This window comes from uncultured Gimesia sp. (assembly GCF_963972345.1).
Taxonomy (GTDB): domain Bacteria; phylum Planctomycetota; class Planctomycetia; order Planctomycetales; family Planctomycetaceae; genus Gimesia.
The window spans coordinates 39,151-55,895 of the sequence record NZ_CAXAVM010000001.1 but is presented as its reverse complement, the minus strand read 5'-3'; the positions used below and the strand labels follow the sequence as shown (position 1 = coordinate 55,895).

The following is a 16,745-nucleotide window of genomic DNA, read 5'->3' as shown; positions in this document are numbered from 1 at the left end:
AATCCCCGAACATCTCCAGCCTGTAACTGACGATTCGACTTATGGAAGCCTGGTTAACCCAACATTTTGTGAATTCCGCACTGGTCTCGACCGGCGCCCTGATGATTGCTGCGCCAATCATCATTCACCTGATTAATCGCTTCCAGTATAAACGCGTGCAATTTGCGGCGATGGAATTTCTGCTGCAGAGTCAGCAGACCAATCAGCGTCGCGTCCTGATTGAACAGTTACTGCTGCTGTTACTGCGGATCATACTCATCATCTGCCTGCTGTTGTTGATCGGCCGCCTGATACTCGATCCTAACCAGATGTCAATGTTTCACGGGGCCAAATCACATCATGTGATCGTGCTGGACGACAGCGGTTCCATGCGAAATGCCTGGGGGGAACAGACGGCTTTTAAAGAAGGCCTGCAGGTCATTCGCAAAATCGCTTCCGAAGGAACCAATCGACCCAATACGGAAAAATTCTCCTTAATTGTTCTCTCCCGCGCGGATGCACCCCTGTTTCTGCAGCGTGATATTAATGAAGAACTGATCAACGAACTGGATGCCAAACTCTCTAATCTCACCTGTTCACATCAGAGCCTGGATCTGAACCCGGGACTGGAAGCAGCTGTCGACCTGCTGAATGAAGATCGGGCCATCATCAAAACGCTCCACCTGATCTCCGACTTCCGCAAGTCAGACTGGCAGGAAAAGAAAGGGGTGGCAGCGACGATCGAAAAATTAAGCAACAGCGATACTGCAATCAACCTCATCAAAACCGTACCCGATTCACAATCGAACCTGGCAATCACAGAACTCTCCGGTGCGACTGAAGTCGCAGCCGTCGACGTACCACTCCGCTTGAGAATCAGCCTGAAGAATTTTGGAGAACAGGTCGCCGAGGATGTACGGGTCTCTGCGTTTGTCGATCAGAATAAACTTCCCATGAGTATCGTGTTTGACAAAATCGAAGCCGGCAGTGAGATTTCACAGGACTTTGATGTCGTCTTCAATAAACCCGGACTGCATCAGGTTAATGTGAGTCTGACAAATGACGCGTTGGAAGGGGATAATGATCGCTATATGGCTATCAATGTCAAACCGTCTAATCCCGTACTGATTGTTGATGGAAACCCCTCTGGCAACGAATGGATGTACATCCAGACGGCAATCGCGCCCGATGCATTTACCACCGGGTTTGCGCCGTCTGTTGAGAATGTCGATTATCTGCGCCGTCATCCACTCAACCAGTTTAAAAACATTTATCTGCTGAATATCGCAGAGTTGCCTCTGGACGCCATCGCCGCTTTAGAAAATTTTGTCTCTGAAGGAGGGGGCCTCATCTGGTTTGCCGGCCCTTCACTGCAGCCTCTGTTTTACAATGAGAAACTGTATAAAGAGGGCAACGGTCTGTTTCCGGCTCCACTCGAAATATCTCCGCGTGAATTACCGACCCGGGAATCGAATACCACCGTCGACCTGAATGTCAGCGATCACCCACTCTTTTCTGTGTTTGCCGGTCAGGATAACCCGCTTATTGAAGCCGTCACCATTTCTCGTTACTTTCCCATCTCCGAGCAGTGGCTGCAAACCAAAGCAGATAAAGCATCCGGAGTGAATGTAATCGCAACACTCCGCAACCAGGCTCCCTTGATCCTCGAACACAGGCTGGGAAAAGGACGCATCATTACCTGCCTGACATCAGCGGGTCCTGTGATGACCAATGAGGGAGAACCCTGGAATTCATGGGCGCTCAATCCAAGCTATATCGTGTTCCAGTTGGAACTGCAAAAATACCTGGTCCAGTCCCGTTCGCATGAGCAGGCAGAAATTGCAGGTGCTCCCATCCCCTTTTCGCTCGATGCTTCACTGTTTGCGGATGAAATCGAAATCCAGACTCCCGTGACGCAGGGTGGACGGACCATTCGTCTGAAAGCGACTCCCGCACAACAACCAGATCAGACCGACAGCAGCACACTCCAGCTTGTCACCGTCTATCGAGACACGGATCAACCCGGCGTTTATACGGTTCAACTCAAGCGACAGGACCAGACTATTGAGCCCCGCATGTACGCTTTCAACTTCCCCGTTTCGGAAAGCAACCTGGAACTGGCAACAACCGATGAACTCATGCAGGAACTGGGAAATTCCAAACAGATTCAGATTCAGGAACCGGGGGAATTCCAATGGATTCAAGGGCAGGAAGCCGGTCGGGAAATCACCAACGCCCTATTACTGATCCTGTTCATCTTACTGGTTTGCGAACAGCTGCTGGCCTATCGTTTGAGCTATCATCCTAAAACAGCGGGTGCTGCCGCATGAGTTATTTTGCCTCGATTCCCACCTCTCTGATTCTGGCTGCCGACGAGACAACCGCGTTTCGTTCGATCGAATACGATACGCCCGCCTCGGGCTGGGGCTGGCTGTTGCTGCTGGCTGGCCTGGGGCTCGTACTGCTGTTATCGTTTCGAACCATCTGGAAAGACTCAGTTCAACTCTCCCTGTTCTGGCGCTGCTGGCTGGTTGCATTAAGGCTGGGAGTCCTGTTCGCGTTGATCGCAATCGTATTCAATCCGCATGAGCGTACACAGAAAATGTCGTTTCGCCCCTCACGGGTCGCGGTGCTGGTTGATACCTCCCTTTCGATGAGGCATCCCAATCAGCTGGCTGCGACAAATGCAAGTTCGCCTGCCAGTCGCAACGGTGCCTCCCGCATGGAAGCCGTTGAAAAACTTCTGGCGGATTCCCCCCTGATCAAAGACCTGCAGAAAAATCACCAGGTCAGTATTTATTCATTTGATAAAACTTTAGTCGGCCCCCTGCATGTCTTCCAGAAGCAGAATGCGACAGCTGACACTGCGAAACCAACATCGGAAGAACAAGCCCGCATTCCGGATCAACCCGACTGGAACACACTGCTTCAGCCCCAGGGTCTGGAGACGCGGCTGGGAGAACTGCTCGGACAGCTGATGCGGGAGATCAACGGCTCTACACTCTCCGGAATTATCATCGCCACGGATGGGGCTTCGAATGCAGGCACGGATTTACTATCCGCCAACGAAGCCGCTAAAGATTCGAAGGTACGTCTCATTCCCCTGGGAGTCGGCAGTCCGGTTCCACCAGCGAACATCCAGATTTCCAAAATCATCGCCCCCACGGATGTGCAGTTCGGGGATGGTTTTGAAATCACAGCGATCGTACAGGCCGTCGGAATGCCCGGTAAAAATATAACGATTGAACTTCTGAGAAAAGCGCCGGGCGAAGCTGATCCGACTGTCGTGGAAACGCGGGATGTCCTGCTACCGACCGAAGACAGCCTGCCCCTGGATATCAAATTCGAACGCGTCCCCGCCACTGAGGGTGAAATTGGTTATGTCGTGCGTGCCCGGGGCAATCAGCTGGTGGGCGACGCCAATGACATGGACAATGAACTGGCCCATTCCGTCAATGTATTCAGCCGCCCGACACGGGTCCTGGTCATTGCCGGTGGTCCCATGCGTGATTATCGCTTTGCCCGTACCATGCTGTACCGTCATCCTTCGATCCAGTCTTCAGTCTGGCTGCAGTCTGCCCCCCCCGGAGTCTCTCAGGATGCAAACGAACTGTTGTATGAATTTCCCCAGCGGGCAGATCTGTTTGAATACGACGTGGTACTCGCGTTCGATGTGAACTGGGAATTACTGTCTGCAGAACAGATGCAAAATCTGAACGAATGGGTCTCATCAGCTGGCGGCGGAATCGTCATGGTGGCCGGTGATGTTTACACGCCCAAGCTTGCCCAGGAAAGTGAGAAGTACCAGTCGATCCTGGATCTGTATCCTGTATTTATCAACTCGTTCGTACGCGATTACCTGGATGAAGAAGCAACACAGATTCGCAGAATTGAATGGACTCAGGCCGGCCTGGATGCCGGCTTCCTGATGTTGACCGACGATCCGGCAACTTCACGCCAGTTATGGGAAAACTTTCCGGGCATTTACCGCTGCTACCCTTCGAATGGTGCCAAAGCGGCTGCCACGGTTTACGCCCACTTCCCCGATCCAAAAACACAAACCGAATTTGGATTCTCGATATTGATGGCGTCCCAGTATTACGGAGAAGGTCGTTGTTTCTATCTGGGCAGCCCCGAAATGTGGCGGTTGCGCTCGATTGATGAAGATTACTACGACCGTTTCTGGACCAAGCTCATCCGAAATATCGGACAGGGTCGTACCAAAAGGGGCACGAAACGGGGCACCCTTATTCTGGAACGGGATGAATATGTACTGGGGCAGACTGTCTCTGTACGTGTTCGGTTGCTCGACCCGGAATTCAAACCTCTGATTCAGGAATCGGTGCCGATGGAAGTCATTGATCCCCGCGGCAGACCCCTGGTTCCCAATCTGCTGTTGATGCAGGACCGGAATCGGCCTGGGGAATACGTCGCCAGTTTCCGTGCCGGCCTGCCAGGAAAATATCGATTTGAAATCACTGTTCCTGACTCCAAAGGACAGGTGGTTAATGGCAGTCTGACTGTCCTGCTCCCGCGACTGGAAGATGAATCTCTCAGTCAGAATGTGAAAGGCCTCAAAGAACTGGCCCGCGACACCGGGGGGCAGTATCTCGCACTGGAAGAGGCAGAGCAGATCCCTGCACTGCTGCCTGACCAGGGAGAAGAATTTCTCGTTGATGAACGGCTGAAAACACTCTGGGACCAGGGCTGGGTCTTCTTTCTACTGGCAGGTCTGCTGGCGGCAGAATGGTTAACGCGAAAATTATTCAAGCTGGCATGAATTGTGATACAATTTCTCTGTTTTCTATTGATAACACTCCGCTGAAAATCAGCATGAACTAAACGAATGAATGAACCGTCAAACATTTCGATTCCCCGGGAAATCACCGATTTACTCAATCGGTTACGGGGTAAAATACGTAAATATATTCTGCTGGAAGGCGCAGCAAAGCTGCTGGTAGTCGCCGGCTTGATTTTCTGGGCCAGCTTTGTGGTCGACTGGGTTTATTTCCAACTCAGCCATTTTGAGTTACCAGTCTGGTTTCGTGCCTCGTTTGTCGCGCTCTCGTTAACAGCGATACTGGTTCTGTCTGGTACGTTGATTGTGTTTCGCCTGTTGACAAAAATGAGAAAGAAAGCGCTGGCCCTCGTTCTGGAACGCCGCTTTCCTGAGTTGAATGACCGGCTGGCAACGGCGATTGAACTGCACGAATCCAATGAACCTCAAAATGCACTCACCCGCGCCATGTTGGAGCGGACAGTCAAAGAAGTCGCACAAGGCAGCAGTCGGCTTCCTTTAGAAGACGTCTTCGATAAACGCCCATTACGAAGAGCATTCTTCGGTGCCCTGATCCTGTCCGTTTCCATTCTGATCCTGGCTGTCGTCAACCAGCCCGCGATGGCTCGCTGGGCGAAAGGGTACCTGGAATTACAAAACGATTACTGGAACCGTGAGACAGGACTGGTCGTCAAAGTGCTCGCTCAACCGGGAGACCGGATCCGGGAATTCCAGGACCAGACTTACAAACATGGCCTGGGAAATGATCTGACACTGGTAGTGGAAACTGTCGAGGGAAAAAAAGTTCCGGAACGCGTGCAGTTAACCTATCGCATGCAGAATGGACGGGATGGAGGCCGGACCGTTATGTCTCGCCTGGGCGAAGGTCGTTTCAAGCACACGATTACGGACGTCCTAGACGGTATGCAGATCTGGGTTTCCGGCAATGACTATACCAATCCGGAACCCTATCAGATTGAAATTGTAGAAACACCCGTTCTCGACCAGATCCAGCTGGAATGTCGCTATCCGGAATATACCGGCTTGAACACCTTAGACCCCGAGACCGGTCTGCCCCAACCCGATCTCCGGACCGTTCAGGGAACTCAGATCGCGCTGCCCGTCCACACAGACTTCCAGATGATCTCCACGGCCAACAAGCCCATCACCCGGTTTTCTCTGGAAACAGATCAGCTCAAAATACAGCTCGAGCCAGCGTTGGCAGCCGGTTCCTCATCGAAGTCTAATTTCCTGGCATGGAAAAATCTACAGGGAGAGATTGTAAAGCAGACCAGTTTCTCGCCTGCTCAATTAGCACAGATGTGTGGTCCGGACCATCAGGTTTTTCGGATTCCCTTTACATTAGTTTCTGAAAATAAAGCAACCGCTGCCCAAAGGATCCCGCTGCTGATTGATCAGCCGATGCGGATCTACCTGGAAGACGTAGACGGGCTGCTGGTCACTGAACCGATTCGCCTCAGTGTGATGGGGATTATCGATCAGGCACCGCAGGTGGACACCCGCCTGACGGGAATTGGAAAATCAATTACCCGCAAAGCAATGATTCCGGTCGCAGGAAAAATCACCGATGACTATGGCATCCAGTCGGCGCACTTTGACTTTCTGGTAGACGAAGCTAAAAAGTTCCGTCCTCGACCATTCCGTTCCAAGCCTGCGGAACGTCCCAAAGAGTTTACCTTACAGCGAAATGAAAAAGAGGCCTGGGAGCGATTTGAAGTTCTGCCGCTGGATTTAAAAGTGGGTCAGAAACTCAGCCTGACAGTTCATGCTGAAGATGCGGATAACCTGAGTGGCCCCCATCTGGTACATGGTGAAACCTATCATTTTGAAATCGTGACGGATGAAGAATTGCTTTCAATCCTATATTCCAAAGAACTGAATTTGCGCAAGCGCTTTGAACAGATCTTCAAAGAAGTCACACAGACCCGAGATGAGCTCAAAGAACGCGTCGCCCAGGTTCGCGAATCCCAGACCATCAGAGAGAAACAAAAGCAGGGACAGACCGACCCCGGTTGGGACGACAAATTACTGGAAAACCAGAGTGCCGTCGCCATTTCGGCAGATCGATCGCTCTATGGAACGCGGAAAAATGCGACCGAAACCGCCTCGATTGTGGAATCATTTCATGACATTCGCGAAGAGTTGGTCAACAACGGTGTGGCCACTGCACAGATTCTGGGTCGCATAGATGACAAAATCCTCAAACCTCTGACGATGATTCATGAACAGGATTTTCCAGATGTCGATCAACGGCTGGGACTGTTCCGACTGGCAATCGAAAAGAATACCGACCCGCTTACCGAAATCCAGACCAGCATTGATCTTCTGGATGCCATGCTGGTTCGCATGCAGAACGTTCTCAACGAAATGCAGGACCTGCTGGAGTTCCATGAAGCCATCGAAATGCTTAAAAATCTGATCGAACGTGAGAAAGAATTGACCGAAGAGACCAAAAAGTATCGCAAAAACAAGCTTCTGGACCGTCTCAAAGGTTTGGGGTTAGAGTAAACTGAAAACGGACCAAAACCGGAGAAAAATGCGATTCAAGAACTCCTCAATCACACACTGGACACAAAAACACGCTTCGATCCTCGTCCTTTACGTGATATAATAATTAACGCGTTTAAATCTTTGCGCGCCGCACAGATAGACGTCCATGCAACTGACGCTTCCCCTTCCTCAACCGTTCTGAGATCACTATGAAAACTTTGGCAGAAATAACACTGATGTGGAATCGTCCAGGGACTTTCGTTCTGATGCTTTCGCTCTTAGGCTGCCTGCTGAATCAGAACATCAGCCAGGCACAGCAACCCGGGGCTACGGAAGACGCTGCTGCCCCGGAGGTAAAAAAAAGCAACCTGTCCGACAAACAGGAAGCAATCACGCAGCAGTTCAAACGATTTGAATCAACATTGCATGATCTTGGCGAATACATGAAAAAGACAGATCCTGCACGCGCGGACCTGCTGTTTCGTGCTTTTGGTCAAAGCAAACAGAACCAGATGACGGTTGAAATGCAACGTGTGCTGCAGATGCTCGATCAGGGTCAACTGGGAGATGCGGTGGAACGCCAGGAGAATCTGCTGAAAAACATGCAGAATCTGCTCGCATTGCTTCAAAGTGAAGACCGCATGAGTGAAGTCGAGAAAGAGAAGCAACGCATTCAGGATCTGCTCAAAGATGTCAATCGACTGATGGGGCAGGAACGGGATGTGCGTGCGGCGACTGAGCGGGGAGGAAATCCCGCGGACCTCAAAGATAAACAACAGAAGGCTGAGGAGAACGCCCAGAAACTGGTCGACAAAATCGAACAGCAGGACGCCGAAAAAAACGATTCCCAGAAGCCTGATTCCGATTCCAAATCATCTGAGAAGGAACAGGAAGGCCAGCAGAAAGACCAGAAGAATCAAGAGGGAAAGTCCGATTCGAAATCAGAGTCTGAATCCGGCAAACCTTCCGAATCAGAGTCGAAAGGCAAACCGCCTGAAAACGGCAAATCAGATCCCAATCAAAAAGGGTCTGAAGGACAGAAATCTGATCAGCAGTCTCAAGAACAGCAACAGCAGTCGCAACAACAGCAGCAGCAAGGCCAGCAGGGAAAATCCCAGGAGGGAGAAAACCAGCAGTCCCAGGAACAACAGCAGCAGAAGACGCCGGGACGGGAACAGATCGAACAGGCCCGCCAGGAAATGGAAAAGGCCATCGAAGAACTGGAAAAAAAACAGAAAGATGCTGCTTCCCGTCACCAGGATGATGCGATCCGAAAATTAACGGAAGCCAAAGAAAAACTCGAGGAAATGCTGCGTCAGTTACGCGAAGAAGAACGTGAACTGATGCTGGCTGCCATGGAAGCCCGTTTGCAGAAGATTCTGGCGCAACAGAATCGTGTTTACGCCGGCACCCTTTCCATCGGTCAAGTTCCCGAAAAGGAACGCACGAGCCGTCATACGGCCCGCGCTGTGCAACTGTCCCGTGAAGAATCCCTGATTGGGCTCGAGGTTGAAAAAGCGATCCTGCTGATCACGGATGAAGGGTCTTCGGTCGCCTTCAGTGAAGCGCTGGCGGAAGTCCGGGAAGACGTGCAAAATGTAAGTTACCGTCTGAATCGCGTGCAGGTGGATGAACTGACACAGGGCATTGAAAAAGACATCATCAGTTCCCTGGAAGAAATGATTGAAGCGCTACAGAAAGAAATGGATAAATCAGACGAAGAGAAAAAGAAACAGCAACAACAGCAACAGCAGGGCTCCCCGGAAGACCAGGCATTAATCGACATGCTGGCAGAGATCAAAATGCTGCGGTCATTGCAGTTACGTGTGAATAATCGTACCCGGCGAATTGAAAAACTGGCATTGGAAGAGGGAGCCAACCAGGCCGACATCCAGGAACAGTTACAGAAACTGGCTAATCGACAAACCCGCATTCAAAATGCGACTTATATACTGGCAACCGGCAAAAACAAATAAGCGATTTTTCCAGATCGCGGGAACAAAGGTAACAGACCGCCATGCAAGTCAGGATTAATTTAACTCGCACCACAGGATCAACTCTCCTCTGCCGGGGAGTGTTCGCCCTGATCCTGCTGACCTTGCTACTACCTGCGTTCAGCTTTGGGCAGACTCCCCTTCCCGTGCCTCTTCCCTTAAAAGAGCCAGCCGAGAAACAAACTGAGACAGAGGTCACGGTGCTATATGCTGCCCCGACGTCTGCAGAATTAAAATCTCAACTGGAAAACTGGGTTGCCGATCAAAAAGTAAAAGATCCGGCGCAACTGAAAGCAACGGCCAGTCAACTGGTAAAACTGGAATCCGCCTCATCTGCCGAAGAGAAGCTGAACGTGGCAATCCGCATCTTCTCAGTCGTCGATCCACAAGCAGCAGAGCTGATTCAATCTAACCAGTTTTCAGACAGAGTTCCTCAGTTTTCCACCCATCCACTGCTAATGGAAGGAAAAGCGGAAACATTTTATCTTGCCAATCTGAGATACTTTGTCGCCCGCAATCTGACACAATTCAGACTGGTCGACCCGGCTCTGGAAATCTTCAATTCCATCAACCCGGAACCCCTGATTGATCCGGCTGGGTACCTGTTTTATAAAGCGGTCTGTGAACACCACCTGTTGCAGAAAGAAGCCTGTGAAAAAACTCTGGATCAACTCCTGAACCGTACCCAGGACGTTCCTGAACGCTTTACCCAGGTCGCGGTCCTGATGCAGGCAGATCTGGCATCACTCAAAGAAGAAAGCCTGGATGAAATTTCCCGCAAGATGAGTGATGTGGAGCGCAGGCTCGAACTCGGTAATTCCGGAAAGAAAGTCCAGCAGGTCGAAGACGAAATCATTGCCTCTCTGGATAAACTGATCAAGAAAATGGAAGACCAGTCAAAAAACAGCCCTGCTTCCGGTTCGGGGGCAGGCAATTCCAAAACTCCCGCCGCAGGTTCTGATGAGAGCCGCGTGAAAGGCGAGACTGCACCGGGAGAAGTGGACAAGAAAAAATTATCCAACAATGGGGGCTGGGGCCAGTTGCCACCCAAAAAGCAGGCTTCTGCCAAAAACATTATCAACCGTAATTTCCCATCCCATTACCGTAAAGCAATTGAAAAATACTTCAAGAAGCTGGCTGCCGAAAAAGCCAGTTCCGGTAAATAACGATATTAAATCCTTTTAAATTCACTCATCGTTCAGCTGAGTTACTGGAGTTTACTAAATGCCTGTTCTGTTTTTTGTTTCAATGACCACGCTGCTGGCCGTGGCTCCTGAAGTTGAAGTCACTTCACTCAGTGGCGCAAGTGCCACCGGGAGTCTGCAGTCATTAAACAAAACAGTCGCGAAAGTCAAAGCGGGGCAGACCGAGAAAGATCTTCCCCTGTCCAATATTTTGAATATGCGATTTCCCAGACACCGTTTTCAACGCAGCCTTGAGCTGCCCGTCACAGTCAGGCTGACTGATGGCTCTCATTTTCCGATACAAAGCCTGCAAAGCAACGAACGACAGGTTAAAGTCAGCGGCGACCAGACGGGCGAGCTGGTCCTGCCATCAATAAATGTCGCCTCAATTCGCTTTGGACCGCTGACTTCCAATATCAGAGGCTCCTGGGAAAAACTGTTGAACGGAGAAAATTCAAAAGACCTGCTCGTGGTTCAAAAGGAGAATGTCCTCGATTACATCGATGGAGTCGTGGGTTCGATTACCGGAGATAAAATTCAGTTTTTTACCGGGGAAGACGAAGTCGCCGTCAATCGCAGTCGCGTTTTCGGAGTCATCTACGCACGGCCTCCCTCTCCGGAAGGTTCCCCCTTCTGTGCAATTCGACTGACAGACGAGGGAGTATTGAATGCTTCCGCGATTACTTTTACGGGTACCGAATTTATCGCCACTTTGCAGGCAGGCGCCCAGGCCCGGTTTGCCCCCCCATCGATTGCCAGTCTGGATTTCAGCCAGGGTAAGGTGCGTTATCTCTCTGACCTGGAACCAGCGAATATTGAATACACGCCTTTCTTTGATACGGTCTGGAAATATCGGAAAGACAGACACCGTGATGGTGGCCCCCTGCGGGTGGGCGGGAAAGAGTATGCCCGTGGTCTTTACATTCATTCCAAAACACTTCTTCAATATCGACTGAAAGGCGAGTACCGGAATTTTCGCGCGATCATGGGGATCGATGATTCCGTGCCCGGCATTGGATTTGTCTATGTTGAGATCAAGGGTGATGGCCGCATTCTGTACTCGGGAAATGTGCGGAGCTCAGATTCTCCGGTGGAATTAAATCTGGATGTTCGCGGCGTCCGTGATTTCGAGGTCCTGGTCGATTTTGGAGACAACCTGGAAATCTGCGATCACCTCGATCTTTGTGAAGCACGTTTTATTAAATAATTCAGTGACGGTTCATTTAACGGGAACAGACTGGCTGTTTCGAAGTGAGCCGTGGAAGTTTAAAGGTAATTTGATGCAGAGATTTTTCATCTGTGTTCCATTAGTGATCTGCACCCTTATCAGTCAGCCTGTGTTCTCAGCAGAGTCTTCTGTTGATCCTGCAGTGCTGGCGGCTCAGAAGCAGCGAATTGACGTCATCAAAGAAGTCTCTCCCTCTGTGGTTGCCATATTTGGTGGTGCCGGTGATGGCGGAGGCTCGGGTGTGCTGGTCACACCGGACGGATATGCATTAACCAATTTTCACGTCGTATCGGGAGCCGGCAACTTCATGAAGTGCGGGTTGAATGATGGCAAGCTGTATGATGCAGTCATCGTCAGCATTGACCCGACTGGTGATGTGGCTTTGATCAAACTGCTGGGCCGCACCGATTTTCCTGCTGCCCGGCTGGGAGACAGTGATACCGTCCAGGTGGGTGACTGGGCTTACGCGATGGGAAATCCGTTTCTCCTGGCGACCGATTTTCAACCGACGATCACCTACGGCATCGTCAGTGGCGTTCACCGATATCAGTATCCGGCTGGCACATTTCTCGAATACACGGACTGCATCCAGGTCGACTCCTCCATCAATCCGGGTAACTCGGGAGGCCCCCTGTTTAATGATCGTGGGGAACTGATCGGAATCAACGGACGCGGCTCTTTTGAAAAACGGGGCCGGGTCAACTCAGGAGCCGGCTATGCGATTTCCATTAACCAGATCAAACACTTCTGGGATCATCTGAAGAGTGGTCGTATTGTCGACCATGCATCGCTGGGAGCCACCGTCACCACCGGCTTTGATTCGCATGTCAATGTGGCTGAAATCCTCGAAGAATCAGACGCTTATCGAAAAGGTTTGAGACTGGGGGATGAAATCGTTTCCTTTGCAGGTCGCCCCATCCGCAGCGTGAACCAGTTTAAAAATATTCTGGGCATCTATCCTGCAGGCTGGACATTACCGCTGGTATATCGGCGGGATGAGAAAAAGCAGACGATTTACGTCAGGCTGCAGTCACTGCATACAGCCTCCGAACTGCAGGAACAGGCAGGACAGAAACAGCTGATTCCAGAAAAATCGCCTGAACCGGGTGACGAAAAACCCCGCCTGCCCATGCCCAATCCCCACGCGAAAGCGGCTCCCGAACCACCAGAAAAATATAAGCATCTGTATGTGCCGAAAACCGGATTTGCCAATTACTATTTCAATCAGCAACAGCAGGAACGACTGCTGCAGGCCTTAAGCGCGACGAGTAATTTCTCTGATCGAACCGGAACCTGGACGCTGACCGGAAAACTGGCTGATGAAACGGATTTCACTCTTACTCTCGCAGACAAAGGCGTCGGGTTTGAAGTCGGCAAGGATATCTTTCTGCAGTCACTGGAAACAGACACATTCGTCGATGAGCCTCCGGGCACGGGTGGTTTGCTGGCCGCACTGCATCACTTCCGACTGTTACTCTCCGGACAGTCAGAGCGATTTACTGATTTTTATTACCTGGGCAGCGAACGACTGGACGGGACCAACGAGATGGTTGATGTGCTGATTGCAACTCAGACCGGTACGATCTCCCGCTGGTATTTCAATAAATCCGACCTGTCTCTGCGGGGACTGGATTTTTACCTGACAGAAAATGCGGAAGTCTGTGCAATCCGCTTCGAACAGTTTCAGACTCTCAATGGCCAGAAGTTTCCCGGTGAACTGGATGTACGACATGGCAGCCGACCTGTGATGAAACTGAAAATTGAACGCCTCAAGCTGGAAACGCCTGAGAACACAAAAAAATAGCACCGGACCGTATGAAAGCAGATCTTCAGTGATTCAAAGCAAAGTAGTAAAACCTGTTCTGTTCCTGTTGTGCGTGACAGGGTTGCTGATGTCAGCTGTGAAAAGCGTCTCTGCTTCTTCGCAATCAACGATAGAGTATGCCCTGCCCCGGCTGGTGAAAATTTTTGGCGCCGGCGGAGTTAAAAACCTGTATGGTTACAGTACCGGCTTTCTCGTTTCTCCCCAAGGACATATCGCCACAATCTGGAGCCCCGTTCTCGATACCGATCGCCTGTCAGTCGTCCTGCATGATGGACGGAAGTTTGAAGCTGAAGTTCTGGGAGCTGAACCACACCTGGACCTGGCCATTATCAAGTTGAAATCGGAACGGGAATTAAACCTGCCCTGTTTTGATTATAAAGAAAAAGTCACAGCAGGTCCGGGTACACGGATCCTGGGCTTCAGTAACATGTTTAAAGTCGCTACGGGTGATGAACCGGTATCCGTGCTGCATGGCGTTATTGAAGCACGTACAGAATTACCACGCCGCAGAGGTGCCTTTGAACTCTCGTATTCAGGCGATGTTTACGTAGTGGATGCGATTACCAATAATCCGGGCGCCGCCGGCGGGGCATTGCTCACCTACGATGGCAAGCTGCTGGGTATGATCGGCAAACAGGTCCGGAATGCCAAAACGAATACGTGGGTTAACTACTCCCTGCCCATCGACGTGCTGAGCAAAAGTATCGAGCAGATTATCACCGGCAAATTTGATTCCAGTGAAGATCAGAAGAAACCCGAAATGGATGCGCCCCAGCGTTACCGTCCGGTTGACTTTGGTCTGGTGATGGTGCCAGATGTGCTTTACCGTACCCCCGCTTATATCGACAGGGTTCTACCCGATTCACTGGTTGCAAAAGCGGGATTACAGCCTGATGATCTTGTGGTGTTTGTGAATGATGAACTGATCAATTCCTGCAAAACACTGAATACCGAACTCGGCCAGCTGGAATCCGGCGATTTACTGCGTCTGGTCGTTCGCCGCAATAATCAACTTATCTCGATTGAATTTCAGGTTCCCCCTGAAAATAAATAATCACCACAGCATCGAAACCATCATGAGCAATCTTTTTCGTTTACTGACGTTATTGCTGGCATTGTCTGGTTCTGTTGAAATAATCCAGGCTCAGGCCCCTCATCTGGAAATTCTGGAAGAACGTGCCTTCAAACAGGCGGCCGCTTTTGTAAACCCCTCCATCGTCCGTATTGAAACTGTCGGAGGGCAGGATCGGGTCGGCAAGCTCATCACCGGAACCGGCCCGACTTCCGGAGTGATTGTCAGCCGTGACGGCCTGATTATTTCCAGCGCCTTTAATTTTATCGGCAAACCCTCTTCGATCCTGGTCACGTTGCCCGATGGCCGTCGTTTTCCGGCTCAGAATGTCGCCACAGACCATCTGAAGATGCTGACACTGCTGAAAATTGACGCGCAAAACCTGCCCGTTCCGCTCGCAATTCCGGAGAGTGAAATCCAGGTCGGCATGTGGTCGATTGCATTGGGACGTACTTTTGAACTGGATCAACCCAGTATTTCCGTGGGAATCGTAAGTGCGCTGGAACGGATCTGGGGAAAAGCGATTCAGACTGATGCGAAGATTTCTCCAGTCAACTACGGCGGCCCCCTGGTGGATATCAATGGCCGCGTGATGGGTATTCTGGTCCCGCTCTCTCCCGGGGCATCAGCAGAAACGGCGGGCGTGGAATGGTATGACTCGGGAATCGGGTTTGCAATTCCGATGTCGGATGTGCTTAAGGTCATTCCCCGCCTCAATACGGGTAAAGATCTTTATCCGGGTCTGCTGGGAATCACCTTAACCGGTCAAGGCGACCTGTCTACCGACATGAAGCTTGACCGTGTCCGCTATGGCAGTCCCGCCCAGGAAGCGGGCGTCAAAGCGGGAGACACACTCACTCAGCTGGATGGTAATGCGGTGGCCATGCATTCCCAGGTAAAACAGGTTCTGATGAATAAATACGCGGGAGATGCTGTCAGCCTGGTAGTCAAAAGAGAAGGCGCAGCGGAACCACTCTCATTTAAAGCGACCATGGTAGAAAAACTGGTGCCGTTTGAATCAGGATTCCTGGGAATCCTCCCACAGCGAACAGCGATCAATCAGGTAGAAGCAGGTGTCGGCATCCGGTTTATTTTTTCGAAATCAGCGGCTGAGGAAGCCGGTCTCAAGTCCGGGGACCGCATTCTGGAATTCAATCAGCAGAAAGTATCAGATCCCGGCGCACTGGCTCTGCTGGTGAATCATTTGCGTCCGGAAGAAACAGCCGAACTTTTGATCTCACGAGATCAAAAACAGCAGACAGTCAAAGTCATATTACAGTCCCCTCCCCATACAGTGGAAGCGGAACTGCCCACACAGGCGCTGCCTTCCCGCACCGCTGCTGAAAACCAGAAAGACAAAATCAAAACAGGACATCTCAAAGAAGAACTACCCGGTTCTGAATCTACTTACTGGGCTTATATCCCTGAGAATTACAACCCGGATTATGAATACGGTTTGATGGTCTGGATTCATCCGCCGGGTAATACCATGGAATCAACGATTTTTAATGAGTGGAAGAGTATTTGTGAGCAACGGGGGATTATTATCGTCGGCCCCGCAGCAGAAGATGTAATCCGCTGGAACCGGGATGAGACGGAATTTGTTAAAGAAGTAGTGGAGTCGATGCGGAAGCGATACCAGATTGATAACACCAGAATCTTCCTGCTCAGTCATGGCGATGGAAGCGAATTTGCATTCGATCTGGCCTTTAAATATCGAGAGCTGTTTCGTGGTGTCGCTGTTTCTGAAGCCACGCTCAACAATAAACCACCGGAGACTGATCCTGACTATCCCCTAAGCCTGTATTTCGTATTGAATGCAGCCAACCCGCTGAATCAGTTACTGCAACCACAGATCGAAGCGATTCGAGAAATGAACTACCCTACGGTCTTTGAGCTGATCAAAAAAGAGGATCCGGCGGGACAGTATCTGGATAAAACGAGACTGGAAGCAATCGGACGCTGGGCAGACAGCCTGGACCGGATTTGAGCATCATTTATAGCAAGTCACATTTAACCATAGCATCTCCCAATCTATTATGCTCGGGCCAGATGACCCTGGGGACGCCCGCCACAGTAAAACGAGGCACAGTCCAGATCCCCAGACAGCACCCTGCATTTTCTACATTCATTGAATCCCGCGCCAGCTGATTACTGTGCCTGTCGATCTGCAAA

At 50.9% G+C, this 16,745-nt stretch carries 9 protein-coding genes; all 9 read left to right on the top strand.

Annotation, left to right across the window (positions count from 1 at the left end; translation table 11 throughout):
* Nucleotides 1-41 precede the first annotated feature (41 nt).
* The 9 genes from AACZ40_RS00155 to AACZ40_RS00115 all read left to right on the top strand — a co-directional run bounded on the left by AACZ40_RS00155 (nucleotide 42) and on the right by AACZ40_RS00115 (nucleotide 16,560).
* Nucleotides 42-2,309 (top strand): BatA domain-containing protein, encoded by a 2,268-nt coding sequence (locus tag AACZ40_RS00155; protein ID WP_291175266.1) that lies wholly within the window; start codon nucleotides 42-44, stop codon nucleotides 2,307-2,309.
* Nucleotides 2,306-4,759 (top strand): vWA domain-containing protein, encoded by a 2,454-nt coding sequence (locus AACZ40_RS00150; protein WP_291175268.1) that lies wholly within the window; start codon nucleotides 2,306-2,308, stop codon nucleotides 4,757-4,759. The genes AACZ40_RS00155 and AACZ40_RS00150 overlap by 4 nt, the downstream gene beginning before the upstream one ends.
* A 66-nt stretch (nucleotides 4,760-4,825) precedes the next feature.
* Nucleotides 4,826-7,285, top strand: a complete 2,460-nt coding sequence (locus tag AACZ40_RS00145) for a hypothetical protein (protein ID WP_291175271.1) — start codon at nucleotides 4,826-4,828, stop codon at nucleotides 7,283-7,285.
* Nucleotides 7,286-7,503: 218 nt separating this feature from the next.
* The gene (locus AACZ40_RS00140; RefSeq protein WP_291175274.1) at nucleotides 7,504-9,243 is read left to right on the top strand and encodes a hypothetical protein; all 1,740 of its coding nucleotides are present in this window, start codon (nucleotides 7,504-7,506) and stop codon (nucleotides 9,241-9,243) included.
* A gap of 41 nt (nucleotides 9,244-9,284) precedes the next feature.
* Entirely contained in the window at nucleotides 9,285-10,427 is a 1,143-nt protein-coding gene (locus tag AACZ40_RS00135) for a hypothetical protein (protein WP_291175276.1), read from the top strand.
* Nucleotides 10,428-10,485: 58 nt separating this feature from the next.
* Nucleotides 10,486-11,652 (top strand): NPCBM/NEW2 domain-containing protein, encoded by a 1,167-nt coding sequence (locus tag AACZ40_RS00130; RefSeq protein ID WP_291175279.1) that lies wholly within the window; start codon nucleotides 10,486-10,488, stop codon nucleotides 11,650-11,652.
* Nucleotides 11,653-11,725: 73 nt separating this feature from the next.
* On the top strand, nucleotides 11,726-13,477 hold the full coding sequence (locus tag AACZ40_RS00125; RefSeq protein WP_291175282.1) for a trypsin-like peptidase domain-containing protein: 1,752 nt from the start codon (nucleotides 11,726-11,728) through the stop codon (nucleotides 13,475-13,477).
* Between the two features lie 88 nt (nucleotides 13,478-13,565).
* A complete protein-coding gene (locus AACZ40_RS00120; protein WP_291175285.1) occupies nucleotides 13,566-14,552 on the top strand; it encodes a S1C family serine protease in 987 nt (328 codons plus the stop codon).
* 22 nt (nucleotides 14,553-14,574) lie between these two features.
* On the top strand, nucleotides 14,575-16,560 hold the full coding sequence (locus tag AACZ40_RS00115) for a PDZ domain-containing protein (protein WP_291175288.1): 1,986 nt from the start codon (nucleotides 14,575-14,577) through the stop codon (nucleotides 16,558-16,560).
* Nucleotides 16,561-16,745: the final 185 nt, after the last annotated feature.